Source organism: Streptomyces sp. CB00455 (assembly GCF_001905445.1).
Taxonomy (GTDB): Bacteria; Actinomycetota; Actinomycetes; order Streptomycetales; family Streptomycetaceae; genus Streptomyces.
On sequence record NZ_LIVQ01000001.1, the window covers coordinates 204,098 to 219,485 of the forward strand.

The window sequence follows — 15,388 nt, forward strand, 5'->3', positions numbered from 1 at the left end:
TGCGCCCATGGACTCAGGCGAGCGCATCGACGAAACGGCGGTGAGCCGGTGGACGCCCTCCACCGTCTACCCCGACATGTGGGTCGACCCGGACGACGACCCGCGCGAGAGCGAAGGCGAGACGGTCGATGAACGCGGCACGCTGCTGGACAGCCTGCGGTACTTCCGCCTGACCATCGAGATGAAGTGCGCCGGCCTGGATGCCGAACAGATGGCCCGGCGCTCCGTACCGCCGTCCACGATGTCCCTGCTCGGACTGGTACGTCACATGGCCGAGGACGAACGGCACTTCCGCCGGATGGCCGGGCAGGACTCGCCCAGGATCTACCGAACCACCGAAGACCGCGATGGCGACTGGAACGGCGCGCTCGCCGATCCGGCCGTCGTGGAGGACGCTTGGCGCCGTTGGCGGGCCGAGAGGGAACTGACCGACCGGTTCGTGGCCGGCTTCGCCGACCTCGGCACGCGGACCGGGGAGGCGCAGCTTCGCGAGCTCCTGGTGGCACAGATCGCCGAGTACGCGCGGCACTGCGGCCACGCCGATCTCCTGCGCGAGCGGGTCGACGGACGAGTGGGCCAGTGACCTCGCAGGGCCCGCCGCTTCGGATGCCGCCGCCGGGGACAGGCTCCGCAGCGATCGCTCCCCGCTCCGGGGCCCCGACCCCGGCACGTCCTGGTGCGACGGTGCCCCGGGGCGGACCAGCCTGTTGGCGCTACCTGCTGTAGTTCTTCCCGATGGGCCTGCCGGGGATCGGCTTGCCGATGAGGGCGACCGGGACGAACATGCAGAAGTTGCCGATCGCCATGGTGAGCGTCCAGAGCGCATCGTCGTCGTAGAGTGCGGATGCCCTGGCGAACAGCTCGTCGCAGACCCGTTCCCCGAACGGGTTCGGGGTCAGGACGGCCGTCGCGAGCTCCAGCGCGATCCGTTCGGCGTCGGTGAAGCAGGGGGCGTCCTGCCACGTGGCCACCGCGGTGATGCGCCTTTCGGTTTCCCCGGCCTTGCGGAGGGTGTCGGTCAACGGGATCGCGTGGTAGGTGCTGCCGACGATCTGTGCGGCGCGGAGCAGCATCAGGTCGAGGGTGGTCTGCGGAACCGGTCCGTTCCGGACGGCGTTGCGGACGGCTCCGGAGAGTTTGGCCAGCTCGGGGAAGAGCGGGGTGGGGTCGGGCAGGCGCGACTGGATGCCGTCCTGCTCCGTCGCCGTGCCGGTCGTCGACGACGTAGGCGTAGGCGTGGGCATGGGCGTGGGCGTGGGCGTGGGCGTGGGCATGGTGAGGTTCCTTCGTGTGTGTCCCGTGGTGTCTCACCCGTCCGACAAGGCAGGAACCCGGAATGTGAGGCGCGGGGGCCGGCGTCACTTCCGGGGGCGCTGTCTTGTCGAACGGGTGAGGACAGACACGACCGAGGGAGCCGACGACACCATGACAGCCCCGTCCGAACCGGAAGACGGCCGGCCCGTACCGAGCCTGAGCGTGATCATGAGCGAGCGGCGTCAATTGATCAACGTCGCCTACCGCCTCCTCGGCTCTCTCGCCGAAGCCGAGGATGCCGTGCAGGAAACGTATGCCCGCTGGTACAGCCTGTCCCCACAGCAGCAGCGAGCCATCGACTCCCCCGGCGCCTGGCTGACCAAGGTCGCAGGCCGCATCTGTCTCAACGTGCTCGGCTCGGCACGGGCCCGGCGGGAGAGCTACGTCGGCGAATGGATCCCCGAGCCCCTGCCCGAAGCCGCGGAGTGGTCAGGCGGTGGGGCGGGCGGTACGAGCGTCGATCCGGCCGACCGTGTCACCCTGGACGAGTCTCTCAGCATGGCCTTCCTCGTCGTACTCGAATCGATGACGCCCGCCGAACGCGTCGCCTTCGTCCTCCACGATGTCTTCCGCTACCCCTTCGCCGAAGTCGCCGGCATCGTCGGCCGCACACCGGCGGCCTGCCGCAAGCTGGCGTCCTCGGCCCGTCGCCGTGTCCGCACCTCGCTGACTCCCCCGCCCCCGGCCGCCGGGCAGGCCGCCATCGTCCGGGGCTTCAAGAAGGCTTGGGAAGCGCAGGACATTGGCGCCCTCATCGGCCTCCTCGACCCGGACGTCAGGGCAACCGGTGACGGCGGCGGCCTCGCCACCACCGTGCGCCGCCCGCTCCGAGGCGCGGAGCAGCTCGCGCGCGGCTTCGTCGATCTCGGCCGCCGACTGGCCGGCGGCCTCACGATCCTGGAGCGCACCGTCAACGGTCGGCCCGGCCTGGTCGCCCAGCAGGACGGGGTCGTCGTGACGGTGTACGCGTTCGACATTGCAGGGAAACAGATCACGCACATCTGGGCCGTACGCAACCCCGAGAAGCTCCGGCCGTGGACCGGCCACGGCGAGGCCCCGTCCGACGCACCGTCGAGCGGCCCTTCTGCGGCCGTCTGCCCTGCCGCCGCCCCGGCCGCGCCGTGAGCGATGTGCTGCCCGGCCTTGGATCGCGGACGGAGAAGGCCCCGCACCTTCGGCGAAGGTGCGGGGCCCCGTGTCACCGGCCGGGGGCCGGTGCCCTTACCAGGTGCCCGGCAGGGCCTGCCAGCTCAGGAAACCGTTCTCGAAGCCGCCGTCGGTGCGGCTCTTGAACGTGAACGTGCCGCTGGCGCCGCTCGCGTAGTTGTACAGCGTCACCACGTCGGCGCGGCCGTCCCCGTCGGAGTCACCCGACATCGGCATGCCCGCGTTGGAGGCGTACCAGTTGCCCTCGGGGGTGTCCCAGCTGCGCACTGTCTCGGCGACCGTGCCGTCGGCCTTGCCGAGCAGGGTGTCCAGGGAGGCGTGGCCGTCGCCGTGGTCGTACATCAGGGCGGCGTCGTCACGGCCGTCGCCGTTGTAGTCACCGACCGTCAGCTTCGTCTGGGCGTACTCCCAGACACCGGCGGGCTTCGCCCAGTGTTTGACCGGGGCGGCGAAGCCGCCGTTCGGCTGGGCCAGGCCCGTGAACAGGGCGGTGCCGTAGGTGGAGTATCCGTACATGGCGAGGAAGTCGTCCCGGCCGTCGCCGTTCATGTCGCCGACGCGGAAAGTGGCGTAGTCGATCCACCACTTGCCCGGCCCGGTGCGCCAGCTGGCCACGGACGTGTTGAAGGTTCCGTCCGTCTTGGCGGTCCAGGTGTGGGCGCCCATGTCGCCGCCGCCGTAGTCGTGGACCAGGGCGAGGTCGCCGCGCCGGTCTCCGTTGAAGTCACCGGCAAGGGGCTGGGACTTGGCCCAGTTGTAGACGCCCTTGGCGACGGTGACGCTCTTCGTCGGGGTGAAGGTACCCGTGGCGTTGGAGGCGAAGGTCCACCATGCGGTGCTGCCGTCCTCGTAGCCGTACCAGCCGCCGATGTCGGTGTGGCCGTCGCCGTTGAAGTCGGCCGCGACCCACTTGACGCGGGCGTAGGAGAAGCCGCCCTTGGCGCTGTTCCAGCGCAGCGTCGGCTCGGCGAACCCTCCGTCGGGCAGGGCGTCGAAGACGTACAGGGCCGTGGTGTTGTCGCCCCAGTCGTAGGCCGTGGCGATGTCGGTGCGGCCGTCGCCGTTGAAGTCGCCCGACAGGTCGGTGCGCAGGGCCGCCGTCCGGTCGGCGGGCAGGTGCTCCTGGGTGGTGCCGGTGACGCGGTTGTGGCGGATGTACCCCTTCTGGAAGTCCTCGCGGGGGCCGCCCGCGACCTCGTACTCGTCGGAGACCGGGAAGCCGAGGGTGCTCTTGTCGGCGCCCAGGGCTATCCACTTCTTGCGGATGGAGCCGTACACGGACCAGGTGCCGCCGGCCCTGGTCCAGTAGAGGGAACCGGTGTCGGCGGTGTCGGAGCGCTTGCGGAAGTGGTTGTAGCGGACCGCGGCGCCGTCGCCGATGTTGGTCTCGTCGGTGATCGGGTAGCCGAGGGGGCTGGCGGGCCCGCCCAGCGAGGCGTACTTGTCGTAGACCGAGCCGTGCACGGACCAGGCGCCGGTCTCGGGGGACCAGTAGATGCCGCCCTTGCCGCCCGCGGTGGAGGAGAAGGTGGAGTGGTAGCCGACGCCGTCGAAGTTCGTCGCCTCGTCGGACGTCGGATAGCCCATGACGCCCTTCTCCGCGCCCATGCCGAGCCACTTGGCGCGGATGGCGCCCCACACGACCCAGGCGCCGCTGCTCGGGTGCCAGTAGATCGAGCCGTTGTCGGCAGTCTGGCCGGCGCCGCGCAGGTTCACGTACCGGCCCACGCCGTCGGCCGGCACGAGGACGTCCGTGGTCGGGTAGCCGAGCGACGTACCGCCCTTGGAGAGGTATTTGGACAGGATCGGCCCGCACAGGGTGTGGGTGCCCGTGGCGGTCGAGGTGAAGGTCTGGCACTCGGACCAGGAGGTCCCGCCGAGGACGAGCCGGCGGCCGGCGGCGAAGGCGGAGCCGCCCGCCGGGGCGCGGCCCGGGAACTCGGTGAGCAGACCGTCGCCGCCGCGGGACCACAGGTCCGCGAAGCCGTCCGTCTCGAAGTCGCCGTTGGTGGACAGGTGCGGGTAGGCCGCGCCGGTGAAACCCGTGGCGATGGCGGAACCGCGGACCGCGGGGTCACCGAAGACGGCGAGGTCGGCCGTGGTCGTCGCGCCGGGCTCGGTGGACGGACGGCTGGTGTACTGGTGGATCTTGCCGGTGGCGGTGTCGCGGGCCCAGACCTCGGGCAGGTGGTCGCCGTTGAGGTCGCCCGGCGCCATGATCGTCATGTTGGCCCAGTCGGCGTTGCCGAGGGCGACCGGAGCGCTGAAGGCGTCGAGGAAGCCGACGGCGGAACCGAGGTAGAGCCACAGCTCGGCGCCGGTCCTCACCAGCAGGTCGGGCTGGTCGGCGTCGTCGGTGCGGCCGTCGCCGTTGTCGTCGTTGACGCTGCCGATGGCGACGACCTGGTCGGCGTTCTTCCAGTGGTCGTCCTCGTCGGGGTTGCCGACCTGCAGCTCGATGCGGTTGGCGTCCGCGGCCTCGAGGTCGCCGTCGCCCTTGTTCGGGTAGACGTACAGCTTCTTCTCGGCGCCGTCCGGGCCCGGACGCAGGACGACCAGGTCCTCGTAGTAGTCCTCGTTCCAGCTGCCCCGGTGGGCCAGTGAAACCGAGTCGGCGAAGGAGCCCTGGTCGAGCTGGCGGGAGAGGTCGAAGGTGCCGTCGCCCTTGCCCGGGTGCAGCCAGAGCGTGCCCGAGCCCGGGTCGACGCTCCAGATGTCCACGGTGCCGTCGCCGTTGAGGTCGCCGGGTTTGTCACGGGTGCCCAGGCGCTTGGCGTAGAAGAGGTACTCCTTGAGGTTCGACCGGTTGCCGGAGGCGTCCAGGCTGTGCACGAACAGGCGCTGCGGGCCGGCCGTGGTCGGCGTGTACACGACGTCGACGGAGCCGCCCGGGGAGGTCGGGGAGGCCTTGTTGACCTTGGGGTTGGAGTCGGTCCACCACTCGAAGGCGGTGACGTCCTTGACGCCGCCTGCGCCCAGCGTGAAGGTGCCCTGGGTGCGGGTGAAGCTGGTCTTCTCGGGGTCGTCCTCGTTCTCGGGGAACTGGAGCGACTTCACCGAGGGGGTCTTGTCGGGACGGGTGCGGTCGATGGTGAACACGCACTGGCCCGCCCAGGGTCCGGTGGAACCGACCTTGTCCACGGTGCGGACGTCCCACCGGTAGGTGCCGTCGAGGCCCTTGGCCGGGATCGGGAGCTGGGCCACGCTGCCGTTGCTCGCGGTCCGCAGGACCTTGGTAGGCGTGGGGGCGCCGTCCTTCCAGTAGTGGAACTCGGCGCTGAGGCTGGTGTCCTCCTTGTCCTTGTCCTTCAGGCGGGCGCGCAGCACGATCTGGTCGGTGGTGCCGATGATGCCGCCGGTGCAGGGCACGGACGGGTCGGTGGACCGCTCCGTGATCTTGTCGGGGACGGTGTTGAACCTGACCGAGATACGGGCGCTGTTGGGGTCGAGCTTGCGCCAGGAGACGTCGACGGTGTCCTTGGCGGCCTTGAGGCCGAAGGTCCAGTTCCCCCAGTGCTTCTGCGCGGCCGTGGCGACGGCGGACTTCACGTTCAGTTCGATCAGGTCGCCGTCGCCGGGGCAGTTGCGCCCGCCGAAGGACTGGCCTGTGGCGTCGACCATCCGGATCCAGTCCGGCTGCTTGTTCCACGTGGTCGACTTGGAGATGGAGCCGGTGTCCCAGACCTGGATGTCGCCGGACTTGCAGCTCCAGGAACCGGCCGACTTCTGCTTGACGCGCAGGGTCGACTCCAGGATCTGCTTGTCCCAGAAGTCGGTCATGCCGACCTGGAAGAAGGTCTTGGCGCAGATCACCGCATTGCCGTTGGCGGCGTCCTTGGCGCAGCCGACGCGGGCGTCCTTGCTGAGGGTGCCGCCGTTCCAGTAGTTGGTGTTCGGCGAGGACGGGAAGGCGTTGTGCTTGTACGCGATCGTCCAGGCCTGCTTCCAGGCGTCCCAGGTGGGGTCGATGACCACCGGGTAGGTGGTCTCCGGGGCCCGCAGCAGGTTCTGGTCCGGGGTCAGCGTCAGCTTCTTCCCGGCGAGCCGGACACCGAGGTCGGCCTGCTTGGCGCCGGTGGTCACGCCTTCCAGGGGTGCGGCGGGCGCAGGCTGCGCGGCGGGCACGGTCGGCTCGGGCTCGGCGGTCCGCGGGGCGGGTGCCTGCGCGGCGGCCTCGGCGAATGCGTGTGCGGGTGAGCCGGCCGGCGCCGGGTCCTGTGTCCGGAACCCGTCCTGGGCCGGGGTCTTGCGGCCACCCGCGTCCCACATCTGCGGCTTGGCGGAGCCGAAGACCGTCTGACCGGACGGGTCCACCGCGCGCAACTGCCCGTCGGACTCGGACCGTACGGTCAGCCCCTTGCCCTCCAGCCCGAAGTCCAGGGAGGCCAGCGCCGGGTTGGCGGCGGCCTCGCGGGTCTTGACGACGAGGGCGTGCGAGAAGCTGTCGTTGCTCGCGCTCACCCGCAGGTCCACGCCCGGCAGGACCTCGGGGTAGACGGCGCTGTCGCCCTGCAGCTGGGGTGCGGGCAGGGGCCGCGGCCAGGACAGGGACACGCTGCGGCCGTTCTGCGACATCACCACGAGCGGGGCGGTGCCGCCGCCGGAAAACGTCAGGCCTATCCGGGTCGCCTTCGGGGCGAGACGGCCGTCCTTGCCCCGCTGCAATGTGGAATCGACCGTAATCAGCTTTCCGCTCTGGCGCACGCGCACCGGCACCAGGGAGCGATTGGCGGTCTTCGTTCCGTCCGGGTTGGCCCATATGTCGTCCGTCTCGGTCCGCTGCCCGAGGATCTCGACCGGCTTTCCGGTCCGCCGCGCCTCGGCGGCGGCCCGCGCGGCCTCGTCCCGGGCGGCCGCCGTTTCCGTCCCCGCAGGGGGGACGGACTGCCCGCCGACGGCTGCTGCGGGTACGACCGCGACCAGGCCGGCGGTCAGGGCCAGTGCTGTGACCAGCGCGGATGCCCGTATGCGCGGGCGTCCGGCGGCGCGGCTTCGCGCCAGGGGTGGTCTCACGGATATTCCTTGGAGTCGAACCGCACGCTCCGGTGCATCGTCCGGGCGCGCGCGTGGCTTGATCGGTCCGGCTGAGCCTCTCATGGCGCGTAGCACTATCCGGAATAACCGGAAGGGGAAATTCCGATTCCAATGGCTTTTCGTCCGACTTTGCCGGTTCTTGGTGTTGCGAGAAGTGACCGAAGCCGCCATCCCTTGCCGCCGTGGGGAAACTGTGACGGTGGCCTCGCTGTTATTTTTTGAGCCGTTGCTCGAATAGCGTGTATCTTCTTTTTCACGCCTGATTCATCACGGAATCCAATTTGCGAAATCGTAATTGGTACGGTAGGGGCGGGCGCCGCAGACGCGCACTCGGCTGGGCGATACCAGGCCTTGCCGTCACCCTGCTCGTCACAGGACTCAGTTCACCGCCCGCGGCGGCCGCCCCGGCCGCCAAACCCCAGCTGCAAAAGCTCACCAAGGTGGGCGGCAAACCGGTCACCGGCAAACCCGCCCCCGCTGCCGCGCAGTCCCAGCGCAACAAGTGGACCGGCGCGCCCCAGGTCGCCTGGCCCGCGGCCGGTTCGGCCGACATCCAGCTTCCGGCCGGTCCCGCCGCCGCACCCCCGCAGACCCGCGCCAAGCTGCTCTCCGCACCCGCCGCCGGGGCTCCCGCTGCCCCTGCCGCCGCGGCCGTGAAGGCCGGGACGCTGCCGGTACGCCTCGCCGCCGCGGCGGGCACGGCGTCCTCGCAGACCGGCGCCACCCCCAGGGGAGCCCAGCCCCTCTCGGCTCCCGCCGCAGGAGGCTCCGCGGCCGGGTCCCCTGCCGCCCCGGCCCCGGCCACCGGCGACGTCAAGGTGCAAGTCGCCCTGCACGACCGGGCCGAAGCCGAACGCGCCGGCATCCCAGGCGGCCTGCTGCTCTCCGTACGCCGGACGGACGCGGGCACCGCGGACGCGCCGGTGTCGGTGGAGCTCGACTACAACGCCTTCAAGAACGCCTACGGCGGCAGCTGGGGTTCCCGGCTGCGCTTCACGGCGCTGCCCGCCTGTGCGCTGACCACCCCCGAGCGGCCCGAGTGCCGCGGCGGCACCCCGGTCACCACGAAGAACGACGCGCAGAGCGGCACCCTGACGGCCACGGTGGCCACGCCCGCCCGGCCGGCCTCGGCCCCGACGGCCGGCTCCTTCGCCGCGTCGGGCTCCCGGGCCGCCGCCCAGCCGATGATGCTGTCCTCCGCCGCGGGCGCCGCCCCGATGGTGCTGGCCGCGGCGCCGAGCGCCGACGGCGCGAACGGCACCTTCAAGGCCACCTCGCTCAGCGCCACCGGCAGCTGGCAGGCCGGCGGCTCGGCGGGCGACTTCTCCTGGTCCTACCCGCTGGAGATCCCCGCCTCGCTCGGCGGCCCCAGCCCCTCGCTGGCGCTCGGCTACTCCAGCGCGCAGATCGACGGCCGCACCTCCGCCTCCTCCCAGCAGACCTCCTGGGTCGGCGACGGCTGGGACCTGGGCTCGAACTTCATCGAGCGCTCGTTCCTGCCGTGCAGCCAGGACAAGAAGGAGGGTTCGGGCTTCAACAACCCGAAGGACGACACGGGCGACCTCTGCCATGCCGTCTCCACGGTCACGATGTCGCTGAACGGGGGCTCCAGCCAGCTCGTCCGTGACGACAAGACCGGGACGTGGCGGCCCTCGGAGGACGACGGCTCGCGCGTCGAACTCCTCACCGGCGCCGACAACGGCGACAAGAAGGGCGAGCACTGGCGGGTCACCACCCCCCAGGGCGTGCAGTTCCACTTCGGCCTGAACAAGGTCCCGGGCTGGACCTCCGGCAAGCCCGTCACCAACTCGGCCCTGCTCGTCCCCGTGTACGGCAACCACCCCGGTGAGGACTGCTTCAAGGCGGGGGACTTCGCGAACTCCGTCTGCGACCAGGCCTACCGGTGGAACCTCGACTACGTCGTGGACCCCCGCGGCAACGCGATGACCTACTGGTACGAGAAGGAGGTGAACCACTACGGCTCCAACTACAAGATCGCCGGTGGCTCCACCAACCGCGCCTACGACCGCGCGGGCTGGCTCGACCACATCTCCTACGGCCTGCGCAAGGACAACCTCTTCGCCCCGGCGCCCGCCCAGGTCGACTTCACCGTCGCCGAGCGCTGCCTGAAGACCAAGGACTTCGACTGCGCCGAGGCCAGGCTGAAGCCGGAGGTCGACTGGAACGTCGCCAAGATGTGGCCGGACACCCCCGGCGACCAGCTCTGCGGGGCGGGCGAGGAGTGCAAGGCCCGTTTCACTCCGACCTTCTTCTCCCGCAAGCGGCTGACCGAGGTCACCACCAAGGTCTGGAACGGCACCACCCACAAGCCGGTGGACACCTGGAAGCTGACCCAGGACTTCCCGCAGACCGGTGACGGCACCGACTACCCGCTGTGGCTCTCCGGCATCCAGCACACGGGGCGCAACGGTCAGGAGATCACCCTCCCGCCGGTGAACTTCCGGGGCGAGCAGCTGCCCAACCGCGTCGACGGCATGGGCGACGGCAAGCCGCCCTACCTGCGCTACCGCGTCACCGCCATCGACACCGAGACCGGCTCGACCGTCGGCGTCCGCTACCGCGCACCGGAGTGCCGCGCCGCCGACCCGAAGGTGCTCCCGGCATCGCACGAGTCGAACACGCTGCGCTGCTACCCGGTCATCAACGAGATCCCGGACCCGAGCGACCCCAAGCGGGAGAAGAAGCTCTACATCACGGACTGGTTCCACAAGCACGTCGTCGAGCAGGTCTCCGAGGAGGACCGCAACGGCAACTCGCCGGCCCGGGTCACCGAGTACCAGTACCTCGGCAGCCCCGCGTGGGCGTACGACGACGAGTCCGAGGCGATGCGGCCCCACACCCGCACGTGGTCGCAGTGGCGCGGCTACGAACGGGTGCGGACCCTGATCGGCCAGGCCCCCGACAAGCGCTCCCTGACGGAGACCCTCTACTTCCGCGGCCTCGACGGTGACCGCGCCGCCCCCTCGGGCGGCAAGAAGTCGGTCAAGGTCAAGGACTCCGAGGGAAGGGAACTCCCCGACCACCGCCTCTACGCCGGCCAGACCCGTGAGGTCCTGGCCTACAACGGCGAGGGCGGGGCACTGGAGGCGGCGACCACCTATACGCCGTGGCTGCACGGACCCACCGCGACCCGGGCCCGCGAGGGCATCGAGCCGCTCCAGTCCTTCGTGCGGGGCACCACCAACGTCTCCTCCCGGATCCTGCTCTCCGACGGCCGCGGCTGGCGCCGCACCTCGCAGGACACCGACTTCGATGACCGGGGCATCCCGCAGAGCGTCTCGGACCGCGGCGACCTCGCGGATCCCAAGGACGACAGCTGCACCCGCTACGAGTACGAGTCGGACGAGTCACTGTGGATCATCGGCCGTGAGAAGCGGGTCGAGACGGTCGGCAAGGCGTGCGACGCCACCGACGTGAAGCGTCCCGAGGACGTCATGTCCGACGCCCGCCTGTTCTACGACGCCCTCGGCAACGTGGTCCGTTCCGAGTCGCTGACCGGCTACTCGGCCGGCCTGCCGCAGTACACGAGCGACGGCTCGCTCACCTTCGACACGTACGGGCGTCCCAAGACGACGACCGACGTGTTCGGCAAGACCACCAAGATCGACTACACGCCGGCCTCGGGGCAGATCGTCACCAAGGTCGTCACCACCAACCCGCTCGGCCACACCGACACCACCGAGACCGACCTCGGCCGCGGGTCGATCCTGGCCAAGCAGGACGCCAACGGCCGTCGCAGCGTCATGCAGTACGACGCCCTGGGCCGCCTCGCCAAGGCGTGGTCCCCGGACCGCGACCCCGACAGCAAGTCCCCGGACGCCGAGTTCACCTACGACGTCCGTCCGGACGCGCCCGTGGTCATCACCACCAGGACCCTCGTCGACGACGGCAGCTACCGCAGCAGCTACGAGATCTTCGACAGCAGCCTGCGCATCCGCCAGACCCAGCTGGAAGCCCTCGGGGGCGGCCGGCTGATCGCGGACACCTTCTACAACAGCCTCGGCCAGGTGTGGAAGTCCAACGGCGCCTACTACACCGGCGGCACCGCCTCCGGCGAGCAGTGGGGCCCCAAGGACAACGAGGTCCCCTCCTCCACCGTCACCGAGTACGACGGCAGCGGCAGGGCCACCGCGCAGATCTCCCGCAAGTTCGGCGAGGAGACCTCGCGGACCACCACCTCGTACGGCGGCGACAGCATCACCGTCGACCCGCCGACCGGCGAGACCCCCACCCAAGCCTTCCTCGACGGCCAGGGCCGCAAGACCGAACTGCGCTCGTTCCGCTCGCAATCGCCGACCGGCGCGTACGACGCGACCCGCTACGGATACGACCGGCGGGGCCAGCTGGAGAGCGTGGTCAACGCGGCCGGCGACACCTGGTCCTTCGAGTACGACATCCGGGGCCGCCAGACCAAGGTGTCCGATCCGGAGAAGGGCACCACCTCCAAGGTCTTCGGCAAGGGTGACCGCCTGGAGTCGATCACCGACCAGCGCGGCAAGACCGTGGCGTTCACCTACGACGCCCTGGGCCGTGTCACCGAGACCCATGACGGCTCGCTCGCCGGGCCCAAGCTCAGCGAGGTCGCCTACGACACCCTCCCGGGCGCCGTCGGGCTGCCGGTCTCCTCCACCCGTTACGCGGGCGGCAATGCCTACACGCACGCGATCACCGGCTACGACCAGGGCTACCGGCCCACCGGGTCCACGGTGACCATCCCTGCGTCGGAAGGCGCACTCGCCGGAACGTACGCCTTCTCCACCGGCTACCGGCCCACCACGGGCCTGACCGCCTGGACCCAGCAGCCCGCGGTCGGCGGACTTCCCGCCGAGCGCGTGACCATGACCTACAACCACTTCGAACTGCCCACCGTCATGGGTGTGGCCGGCAAGACGTTCGTGGGCAAGGTCGACTACTCGCCGATGGGCGACGTGCTGCGCACGCAGACCGGCGCCGCCGGCTCGCAGCTGTTCACCACGAACTTCTACGACGAGCAGACCCGGCGCCTGACCCGCACCGTCAACGACCGGGAGAAGGCTCCCGGCCGGATCAACGACACGTCCTACGAGTACGACGCCGTCGGCAACATCCTCAAGGTCAAGGACGAGGAGGGCGGGGCCGCCGCCGGCACGACGGACACGCAGTGCTTCGCCTACGACTACATGCGCCGCATGAGCGAGGCGTGGACGGCGAGCGACGACTGCGCGCTCAGGCCGAACGCCACGGGCCCCGGCTCGGCGCCGAAGGTCGGCGGTCCGGCCGCGTACTGGACGTCGTACTCCTTCGACACGGCCGGCAACCGCACCAAGGAGGTCCAGCACTCCACCACCGGAGACCTGACCAAGGACGTCGTCCGCACCTACGGCTACGGCACCCCGGGCAAGCCCGGCGCCAACCGCCTCCAGCGGGTCGACACGACGGGCCCCGGCGGCAGCCGCAGTGATTCGTTCGCCTACGACGAGGCCGGCAACACCAAGACCCGCACCGTCCAGGGCAACAGCCAGCAGATGGAATGGGACACCGAGGGCCATCTCGCCAAGGTGACCGAGGGCGCGAAGACGACCGAGTTCCTCTACGACGCCAACGGCAACCGCCTGATCAAGCGCGACCCCGCCGGCACGACGCTGTACCTGCCGGGTACGGAGGTCAGGCTGAAGCCGGGCGGCGCGGTGGAGGCCACGCGCTACTACGCGCACTCGGCCGGCCCCACGATGGTCAGGACCGCCAAGGACGGGGCGGTCACCACGTCCTACCTGCTGGCCGACAACAACGGCACCGCCACCACGGCGGTCGACGCGGGGACCCAGGCCGTCACCCGGCGCAAGTTCACCCCCTTCGGGGACGCGCGGGGCACCGCCCCGGCGGTGTGGCCCGGCAAGAAGGCGTTCGTCGGCGGCGAGACGGACGAGTCCACGGGTCTGGTCCACCTCGGTGCCCGGGAGTACGACCCGGCCACCGGGCGGTTCCTGTCCGTCGACCCGATCGTCGACTACAGCGAGGCCACGCAGCAGAACCCGTACGCCTACGCCAACAACTCGCCGGTGACGTTCTCGGACCCCTCCGGTCAGGCCATCGCGCCGCCCGTGATGCCGATCAAGGACTTCACCGACGCCGAAGTGGCCTGGGCGAACTGGGCGAACGGCCGCAGCGCCCTGGACGTGGCGCTCGACGTGGCCATCGGCATCCTCAAGGACGCCTCCGGCTACAACGACATCAAGGCCTGTCTCGGCGGTGACTGGGGTGCCTGCGCCGGCCTTGCCTTCGAGGCGGCGCTGCCCTTCGCCGGAAAGGCCAAGCGCATCCTGAAGGCTCTGGACCGGGCCTGGGACGCTTTCAACAGCTGGATGGGCAAGCTGAAACTCGCGCGGGACATCCTCGCGCGCGTCGAGCGCTACCAGCAGGCCATGGCCAAGTACGCCGAGGACCTGGCCGAATGGAAACGCCAGATAGAAGAAGCGGCCGAACGGGCCAGAAAGCTGGAGGAGGAAGCAGCCGCGGCCAGAAGGGCCGCGCAGGAACGGGCCGCGGCGGTGGCCCGCAAGGCCGAGGAGGCCAAGGCCACCGCGGCGCGCCAGGCACGGGAAGCGGCGTCCCGCGCGAAGAAGGCCGACCGGCACGGCAAGGCGTCGAAGTCGGCCGAGCCCAAGAAGGCCGCAAAGAACGACGGCGGCGACGGGGGCGGCGGCGGCTGCAAGGTCCGCAACAGCTTCACGCCGGGCACCGAGGTCGTGATGGCCGACGGCTCCGCCAAGCCCATCGAGGACGTGGAGATCGGCGACCAGGTCCTGACGAGCGACCCGCAGACCGGGACCCTCACGGCCGAACCCGTCTCCGCACGGATCGTCGGTGAGGGTGAGAAGCACCTGGTCCGCATCGGCGTCGACACCGACGGCGACGCGGGAACGGCTTCGGAGGTCATCACCGCGACCGACGGCCACCCGTTCTGGGTACCGCAGGAGCAGCGCTGGGTCGACGCCGGCGAGCTGAAGGCCGGCCAGTGGCTCCAGACGTCCTCCGGGACGTGGGTGCAGGTCACCTCCGTGGCGGCGTGGACGCAGACACAGCGCGTCCACAACCTGACGGTCACCGACACGCACACCTACTACGTGCGTACGGGCGCGGCCGCCGTCCTCGTCCACAACTGCGGCGCTCTCAAGAACGCCTCGGACGACGACCTGCGGGCGGCGGCGGTCAAGGAGATCCCGCCGAAGAACGGCAAGCCGTTCCAGCGGGACTTCCACATGACCGAGGCGGGCCGCGCGCTGCAGAAGCACACCGACCCGGTCAAGCGCACCGCCGACCACGTCAAGAAGTACCTGCCGTTCCTCAACGGGGCCAACCGCCTCACGGACAAACGGGCGCTGAACGACGGGGCCGAGGTACTGCTGGACGAGATCCTGGGCAGTTCGACGGCCACCAGGAGCATCGACCCGTCCACGGCCTTCTACGGTGGGCACGTTCTCGACATCATCGAGAAATCCACCGGCCGTGGCGCGAGATGGAGTCTGCGTGGCGGCGGACTGCAATTCGAGGGATGGCTATGAGGATCTTCACCGTGGGGGGCCGCGAGTACGCCGCCCTCACCGTGCTCGGCAGCGACGACTTCGACGCCATGGAAGTGGCGGAGATGACCGACGCCGGACGGGGTGGGCTCCTGCTGGAGTTCCGCATGGACGAGGGGTCGGCGAAGCTGACCCACCTCGGTGCGGAGGTCGACATCCCGCTCCTGAGGGCCTCCCTGGAGATCTTCCGGGAGGACTTCCTGGAGCCGAGGCGCGCGGCGGGTCTGCCGCTGCCGCCCTGGTAGGCCCCACGGCCTGAGAACACGCGCGAGGAGCCCCGCCGGACCTGTGTC

The 15,388-nt window shown here is 70.4% G+C and carries 6 protein-coding genes; 4 read left to right on the forward strand and 2 right to left on the reverse strand.

Going from position 1 to position 15,388, the window contains the following annotated elements:
• Positions 1–7: 7 nt before the first annotated feature.
• Positions 8–583 carry a DinB family protein gene (locus tag AMK16_RS00975; protein WP_073907243.1) on the forward strand — a complete coding sequence of 192 codons (576 nt, stop codon included), beginning with the start codon at positions 8–10 and terminating at the stop codon, positions 581–583.
• A 130-nt stretch (positions 584–713) separates the two neighbouring features.
• Here the strand turns inward: AMK16_RS00975 and AMK16_RS00980 are convergent, their stop codons facing one another.
• The gene (locus AMK16_RS00980; RefSeq protein ID WP_242438505.1) at positions 714–1,274 is read right to left on the reverse strand and encodes a carboxymuconolactone decarboxylase family protein; all 561 of its coding nucleotides are present in this window, start codon (positions 1,272–1,274) and stop codon (positions 714–716) included.
• 151 nt (positions 1,275–1,425) lie between these two features.
• Here AMK16_RS00980 and sigJ point away from each other — a divergent pair, with 151 nt between their 5' ends.
• Positions 1,426–2,439, forward strand: coding sequence for an RNA polymerase sigma factor SigJ (gene sigJ / locus AMK16_RS00985; RefSeq protein WP_079191238.1), 1,014 nt, complete (start codon positions 1,426–1,428; stop codon positions 2,437–2,439).
• 96 nt (positions 2,440–2,535) lie between these two features.
• Here the strand turns inward: sigJ and AMK16_RS00990 are convergent, their stop codons facing one another.
• Positions 2,536–7,494 (reverse strand): FG-GAP-like repeat-containing protein, encoded by a 4,959-nt coding sequence (locus AMK16_RS00990; protein ID WP_073907245.1) that lies wholly within the window; start codon positions 7,492–7,494, stop codon positions 2,536–2,538.
• A gap of 461 nt (positions 7,495–7,955) precedes the next feature.
• On the opposite strand from AMK16_RS00990, the gene AMK16_RS00995 reads away from it, so the two are divergent.
• On the forward strand, positions 7,956–15,077 hold the full coding sequence (locus AMK16_RS00995; RefSeq protein ID WP_073907247.1) for an RHS repeat-associated core domain-containing protein: 7,122 nt from the start codon (positions 7,956–7,958) through the stop codon (positions 15,075–15,077).
• Positions 15,068–15,340, forward strand: a complete 273-nt coding sequence (locus AMK16_RS01000) for a hypothetical protein (protein WP_143196772.1) — start codon at positions 15,068–15,070, stop codon at positions 15,338–15,340. The genes AMK16_RS00995 and AMK16_RS01000 overlap by 10 nt, the downstream gene beginning before the upstream one ends.
• Positions 15,341–15,388: the final 48 nt, after the last annotated feature.

Bases quoted from the DNA above. Each gene is read 5' to 3' on its own strand.
- AMK16_RS00975 (WP_073907243.1), top strand. From the start codon at position 8: ATGGACTCAGGCGAGCGCATCGACGAAACGGCGGTGAGCCGGTGGACG.
- AMK16_RS00980 (WP_242438505.1), bottom strand. From the start codon at position 1,274: ATGCCCACGCCCACGCCCACGCCCACGCCCATGCCCACGCCTACGCCT.
- sigJ (WP_079191238.1), top strand. From the start codon at position 1,426: ATGACAGCCCCGTCCGAACCGGAAGACGGCCGGCCCGTACCGAGCCTG.
- AMK16_RS01000 (WP_143196772.1), top strand. From the start codon at position 15,068: ATGGCTATGAGGATCTTCACCGTGGGGGGCCGCGAGTACGCCGCCCTC.